Raw genomic sequence first — 6,568 nt, forward strand, 5'->3', positions numbered from 1 at the left:
GATGACCATACCTGCAGACACCAAACAGAAGACGGCCGGGCGTTTCCAGGCCCTTCGTCTGATTGCGCGCAACAAGCTGGCTCTGGCCGCCGTGATTTTCCTGACGCTCGTGGTGCTCTGCGCCATCTTTGGCCCGTGGCTGATGGGCAACTTGATCGACAAGCCGAACTTCCGTGCCCGCAACATGGCACCCTTCAGTCTTGCTCAAGGCTGGGCCTACGTGCTTGGCGCCGATACGCTCGGCCGCAGTCTTTTGGCCCGCCTGATTGTCGGGGCGCAGAACACGCTGGGCATCGCGCTTTTCGCCGTGTTCTTCTCGATGCTGATCGGCGGCTTCCTCGGGCTAATCGCCGGCTATTCCCGCGGGCTGCTCAGCAATGTCATCCTGCGTGTCGCCGATATCGTCATGAGTTTCCCATCGCTGCTTCTGGCGCTGATCGTACTGTTCAGTCTTGGCCCTTCGGTCACCAATCTGGTTATCGTTCTTGCCGTCACCCGCATTCCGATCTATCTGCGCACCACGCGTGCCGAGGTGCTCGAGGTCCGTGAACGCATGTTCGTCAGTGCTGCCATGGCGCTGGGCGCCGGGCATATGCGGATCATCTTTCGCCATATCGCGCCGATCGTTCTCCCGACCCTCGTCACCATCGGTGCCATTGATTTCGCAACAGTGGTCCTGGCTGAGTCCTCGCTGAGCTTTCTCGGCCTGGGCATCCAGGCGCCGGAATTTACGTGGGGTGCGATGGTCGCGACAGGTCGTGGTTACCTGGCCACTGCCTGGTGGATCGCCTTCTGGCCCGGTCTTGCCATCCTGCTCACGACCCTGTCGCTCAATATTCTCTCGAACTGGTGGCGCACCTATGCCGATCCGCAGCAACGCTGGCGCATCGAACTTGCCCGCTCGAAAAAGGGAATTCCGGAGAAACGCACATGACCCCTTCCCAAGTGCCACCAGCACACCTGCTTGAGGTCAAGGACCTGACCGTGGACTTCCTCTCGCTAGGGGGCGCCTTCCGCGCCACCAACGGTGTCAGCTTCCATGTCAATGCCGGCGAGACGCTGGTGATCCTGGGCGAATCCGGGTCCGGAAAATCGGTCAGCGCCAGCGCCATAATGGGCCTGATCGACACACCACCGGGCGAGATCTGTTCGGGCACCATCACCTATCGCGGCAAAAATCTGGACGATTGCGGCGTCGAAGAACGACGCGATCTCAACGGCAAGAAGATCGCAATGATCTTCCAGGATCCGTTGTCACATCTCAACCCGGTCTACACGATCGGCTGGCAGATGGCTGAAGTGTTCTCCGCCCACGGCGTGGCGACAGGCGCGCAGGCCCGCGCCAAGGCGATCGACATTCTGGGCCGCGTTGGCATTGCGGAGCCGGAAAAGCGCATCGACCAATATCCGCACCAGTTCTCGGGCGGCCAGCGCCAGCGCATCATGATCGGCATGGCGATTGCCCTGCGCCCCGAAATCCTGATCGCCGACGAGCCAACAACCGCGCTCGATGTCAGCGTTCAGGCGCAGATTCTCGATCTCCTGAAAAAACTTCAGGCCGAGGATGGGCTGGCCATCATCATGATCACCCACGATCTGGAAGTCGCTGCGTCCATGGCCGACCGGGTGATCGTCATGAATTCCGGCCGCATCGTCGAAGAGGGCCCGGCGCGCGCAGTTTTTGAAAACCCGCAGCACAGCTATACCAAAACCCTGATCAACGCCTTGCCCCATGCAGATGCCACCGGCGGAACCGGCCGTCGTTCAACGACCGATGTCGGCAAGCCGATCCTAGAGGTGAAGAGCCTCAACAAATACTACGGCATTTCCTCCGGCTTCTTCGCTAAGAGTAACCAGTTGCATGCGGTGAAGGACCTGAGCTTCACGATTGCCAAGGGCGAGACCGTTGGTATCGTCGGCGAAAGCGGTTCTGGCAAATCGACCGTGGCGCGGGTTCTTCTGCGTCTCAACGATGTCTCCAGTGGCGAGGCGCTGTTTCACGGCCGCGATATTTTCAAGATGGAGCCGAAGGAGTTGCTCGCCTTCCGCCGCAAGGTCCAGATGGTGTTCCAAGACCCCTACAGTTCCATGAACCCGCGCATGACGATTTTCGACATTGTTTCCGAACCGTGGCATATCCATAAGGATATTCTCGACAAGCCACGCTGGCGCGACCGCGTCATCGAACTGCTTGGCCTTGTTGGCCTGAATCCTGAACATGCCGACCGCTATCCGCACCAGTTTTCCGGCGGCCAGAGGCAGCGCATCGCGATCGCGCGCGCCCTTGCCTGTGATCCAGAACTGATCGTCTGCGATGAGGCGGTCTCGGCACTGGACGTTTCCGTACAGGTGCAGGTGATCGATCTCCTGGCGCAACTGCGCGACCGGCTCGGTCTTGCCTATATCTTCATTACGCATGACTTGCCGATCGTGCGGCATTTCGCAGATCGCATTATCGTCATGAAAAATGGCGCGATCGTTGAGCATGCAAGGACGGAGGAGATCTTCCGCAATCCACAGCACGCCTATACACGACAGCTCATGAACGCGACGCCACGGCCAAAATGGGAGGCTGCTCCCGTGCCGCTGCCTGCATGAGATCCCACGCCGTACCCGCGATCGTCGCGGGTGCCCTGTTCATGGCCGGAAACTCCTTCGTCGCCGCCATGGACGGCGTCATCGTCCGGCTAATCGCAGGCGAAGTTCATCCGCTCTGCATCGTCTTCTTTCGCAACCTGTTCAGCCTGATCGCGATCTATGCGATCTTTCCGCGCAGCAAGCTTTACAGCGACACCAACACCTTCTTCTGGGTACACGCTCTTCGCGCGGTGATCAAACTCCTAGCACTGGTGGCAGGCTTCATGGCTGTGACACAGATGCCGCTCGCTTCCGCGACAGCGATTGCCTTCACCATGCCGCTTTTCGTGATGCTGGGGTCGGTGTTCTTCCTCGGCGAAAAATTCTACGCTGCCCGTGTCGCCGCCCTTGTGCTTGGGTTTGCTGGCGTCATGATCGTGCTGCAGCCTGGCGCAGCCACGCTGAACGCCGGTGCAGCTTGGGCTCTTGCCGGCGCAATCGGGTTGGCGGCGGTCGCGCTTTTGATGAAAGTCTCAGCGGGCCGCGAGGATCCCCTGCGTATCGCCTGGCTCAATCTCGTCATCACCGTTCCGGTTGCCCTGTTGATTGCACTCCCGGTCTGGCAGATGCCGTCCTTTTATGCCCTGTGTCTGATGGCCTTTCAGGGTGTTGGCGGCCTGATGGCTCAGCTTGCCTTTGCCCGCGCAATGAAGCTCGCCGACGCCTCGCTTCTTGTCGTCGTCGATTTTATCCGGTTGCCGCTGGCGCTGGTTTTTGGCCTGGCCCTTTTTGGCGAACCGATCCGCCTTGGGGTTGTCGTCGGTGGCATCGTGATTTTCTTGGCCATCCTGATGCTCTTTCACAGGGAAAATGGACGAAGAATCTAGTATTGTGACTACCGCGGATCCTCCAACTATCGGAAAAATGTTCGTTTCTGGCCCTCAACATTGTCAAACGGTTCGAACCGTCGATTTTCTCCAAACTCTTTTTGTTCATCTCCAATTCTTGTCTCCGCTAAGAATCGACGACGTATGTCTCTTGGTCAAAATTAAAACAAACACATGACAGTCGCGGTCGGTTTGGACCGCAACTTGCAGACAGGAACTGTCAAAAACGCTAGCAAGCGGGTCGGGAAAAGCGCTCGTGACCGACATTCATCTGAGCGCAACACCACACACAGGCCTCGTTTACAAAACACCAACGAATTCAGGTCCCCGGTACTATCTTCTTTCACGGTAAGCTCGTCGAGATACTCTAATAATGATCGCATTAGCGATCGCCCCGCGGATCGGCAGGGCGAATAATCCGATCAGGAAAATGCTCGCGAGGCCAAAGCGACGAACGAGAACAGGCTGCGGAAAGGCGTGTCGAAGTTGAGGTTTCGACCCCCTACCCGCAGCGGCGACCCTCATCCACGCAAGCTCGGACCAACCAACGGAATGGAAACCGGGTCGAAACGAGCAAAGCGTCAGTGCCGGCCTTTCGCGCGGTCTGTAGAGTGGTATTGTCGCCATAGTTGCGTGCGAGCAGCTCCGGCCTCTTGCGCTTTTACCGGCGGCAGCCGAGACTCCGTTTATAGAATCTAGATTTTCAGGTTAATTTAAAAGGCATACCTCTTGATCAACCCCGATCAGCTCGATCACCTTCCAGCAAAAAAACAACGCGAGCTGGCCCGCGTCGTGAAGCTCATCTTTGATGAATTCGAAGATGCCCAGAAGACCAAATTGTCGGACAAGGCCAGATCCGGCCGCATCCTGAAACTGATCCTGTTCGGGTCGTATTCGCGTGGCGACTGGGTCGAGGACCGGGTGAGCGGTTATCGCTCGGACTATGATTTGCTTGCGGTGGTGAATTCGGAGGCTTTCGCCGAAACCAACGAGGTGTGGATGACGATCGACGAGCACCTGACACGCGAATATGCCGTCACCCGGCATCTGGAAACGCCAGCCAAGGTGATTGCCCACAGTCTTGCCGACGTCAACGACAAGCTCGGCCGTGGCCTGCCTTTCTTCATCGATATCGCCCGCGACGGGATTGTGCTGTATGAAACGCCCGGCCATCCGCTGACCGAGCCGAAGCCACTGACGCCGGACGCCGCCCGGCAGGAAGCGCAGAAGCATTTTGATCAGTGGCACCGGTTATCGGAAGACGCGCTTGCAGTCGCCGAATTCTGCCTTGCCACCGATCGTTGGCGTGACGGCGCCTTTATGCTGCACCAGGCGACCGAACGGGCTTATCACTGCGCCCTGCTCGTTCTCACCCTCTACTCTCCCAAGTCGCATCGTTTGAACGTGCTCAGAACCCACGCCGAACGGGTTGCACCCCGGTTGATCGAGGCTTGGCCAAACGACACAAAATTCGCGCGGCGATGCTTTTCCCGGCTTGACCGCGCCTATGTCGACGCCCGCTATTCGGTGCACTATGTGATCACTGCAGAAGAACTGACTTGGCTGGTGGAGCGCATCAAGATCTTACAACGTCTGGTACAGGATGTTTGTATCGAGCAACTGGAAAAATAGAAACACTCAAAGCCGATACCGTTCACACCGGTTTCCATCTTGACGGGCTGAACGTGGGAACGCGACGAAAACGCCGGTTTTGAAAGTAGGCGCATCCCAGGTCCAGCGAACTGAGTACTGCGGCGAGATCGCAAGCGACCCCAAGCGGGATGAAATATTCAGGTTGGCAGTCATAACAGTCAAATCATAGGCCTTGGCTGTTGCCGCAATGATCCCATCTCCATGGTCGAAAATTGGCCTTTGACCGTGGCAGCATGCTCCAACGCCCCAACGATCCGAGCAACTATAAGATCGAGGTTTAAGATACGATCCCCAGAAAATTGTCCTGCACTTGAATGCCCCGATTTCGATTGCACGACATCCGCTGAACACGTTTGCCTATGCCAATGTGAACGGCGACAGGAGAGCCGATGTCGCTATAAAATCGATACCCCTCACTGTTTGCAAAGACTATTTTATCTCGTGATAATAGCGGATTACGCCGGAGCGACCGTTCCAATCGACTTCAGAAAACGACCAAGGCCCTCTTCGAAATTGCGGAGAGTTTTGGCCTTGACGTAGCGGTGAACCAACAAAGGGGACCGCTGGTGCGGGCTGTGAGGAACAATCCGAAACGCCGTTTTCTTTTCGCAACCGTACCGGAATGGCCGAATCCGGCCTTCCCTATTGGGTGAACTCACTTATTGTTGCGGCCGGTGGCCCTCCTACTCTCTGGGCTGCCACTTCCCTGCATCTGCTGTGAGCCAATCCCAGATGCACTTTTGCCCCGCCGCTTCCGGCGGGGTTTTTTCTGCCCGGCCCGATTGGAGACTTAAGCCCCCGCCACTCGCCCATGTTGTTCAGGCACTGGATGACTTTATTTTTTAGGTCGTCTCGATCAGCAAAGGCGTTCGAACAGCCTCTTTGGTGATTCGTCGTCGACTGTTTTTGAGAACGCGAGGCCAGTGTCTTCCAGCTCTTGCTCACCCGTTGAGTCCCGGCAGGTGGTGTAGCTGGCGGGAGGTAGCAAAGCCGAACGCCCGCGCGCCTCTCGTTGCGCTGTAGCGGGTGATCGGCTTTGCGGGCACCATCAGTGTTTTCCTATAGGGGCGGGTCGTCGAAGACCAACCTGACGGAAAGACCACCGATGACCAATGACATGATGAACGTGCGCACGCTTGTTGAGAAGAGCGCGGTTGCAATTGCGGGAGATGATGGGCGTTGACCCATCTGTTCGCGAAGGACTATCGTTTCGTCACGAAATGGTATGGATCAGAGCCGCCGGAGGCGTTCGATGATTCCGCCTATGCTTGGAAGACGGGTTACGCCGAGGGTAAATTCGTATACCTTGAGCCGGAGCCCGGGAAGCCGGAGACCGGCGCTGCTAACGTAAAGTCTGAGAACCACGATGGTGCCCCGTCTACGCTGGCCACCCCCGCGAAAGATGTGACCAGCCACGGGGACCACCCAGCGAGCGCTGACCCCCGCGTCGA

The 6,568-nt window shown here is 57.7% G+C and carries 4 protein-coding genes and 1 pseudogene; all 5 read left to right on the forward strand.

Annotated elements, in window-relative coordinates:
* The first annotated feature begins 1 nt into the window (after position 1).
* Positions 2 to 934, forward strand: a complete 933-nt coding sequence (locus ASD36_RS18100) for an ABC transporter permease (protein ID WP_244482077.1) — start codon at positions 2 to 4, stop codon at positions 932 to 934.
* An 11-nt stretch (positions 935 to 945) separates the two neighbouring features.
* On the forward strand, positions 946 to 2,598 hold the full coding sequence (locus tag ASD36_RS18105; protein WP_112834641.1) for an ABC transporter ATP-binding protein: 1,653 nt from the start codon (positions 946 to 948) through the stop codon (positions 2,596 to 2,598).
* On the forward strand, positions 2,595 to 3,464 hold the full coding sequence (locus ASD36_RS18110) for a DMT family transporter (RefSeq protein WP_060511623.1): 870 nt from the start codon (positions 2,595 to 2,597) through the stop codon (positions 3,462 to 3,464). The genes ASD36_RS18105 and ASD36_RS18110 overlap by 4 nt, the downstream gene beginning before the upstream one ends.
* A gap of 729 nt (positions 3,465 to 4,193) precedes the next feature.
* Complete coding sequence (locus ASD36_RS18115; protein ID WP_060511625.1) at positions 4,194 to 5,096, forward strand: HEPN domain-containing protein; 903 nt, start codon at positions 4,194 to 4,196, stop codon at positions 5,094 to 5,096.
* A gap of 1,200 nt (positions 5,097 to 6,296) precedes the next feature.
* Positions 6,297 to 6,568 (forward strand): annotated as a pseudogene (locus ASD36_RS18120) (conjugal transfer protein TraH); the annotation flags it as partial.

The organism is Rhizobium sp. Root1334 (assembly GCF_001426665.1).
Lineage (GTDB): Bacteria > Pseudomonadota > Alphaproteobacteria > Rhizobiales > Rhizobiaceae > Pararhizobium.

Bases quoted from the DNA above. Each gene is read 5' to 3' on its own strand.
- ASD36_RS18100 (WP_244482077.1), top strand. From the start codon at position 2: ATGACCATACCTGCAGACACCAAACAGAAGACGGCCGGGCGTTTCCAG.
- ASD36_RS18110 (WP_060511623.1), top strand. From the start codon at position 2,595: ATGAGATCCCACGCCGTACCCGCGATCGTCGCGGGTGCCCTGTTCATG.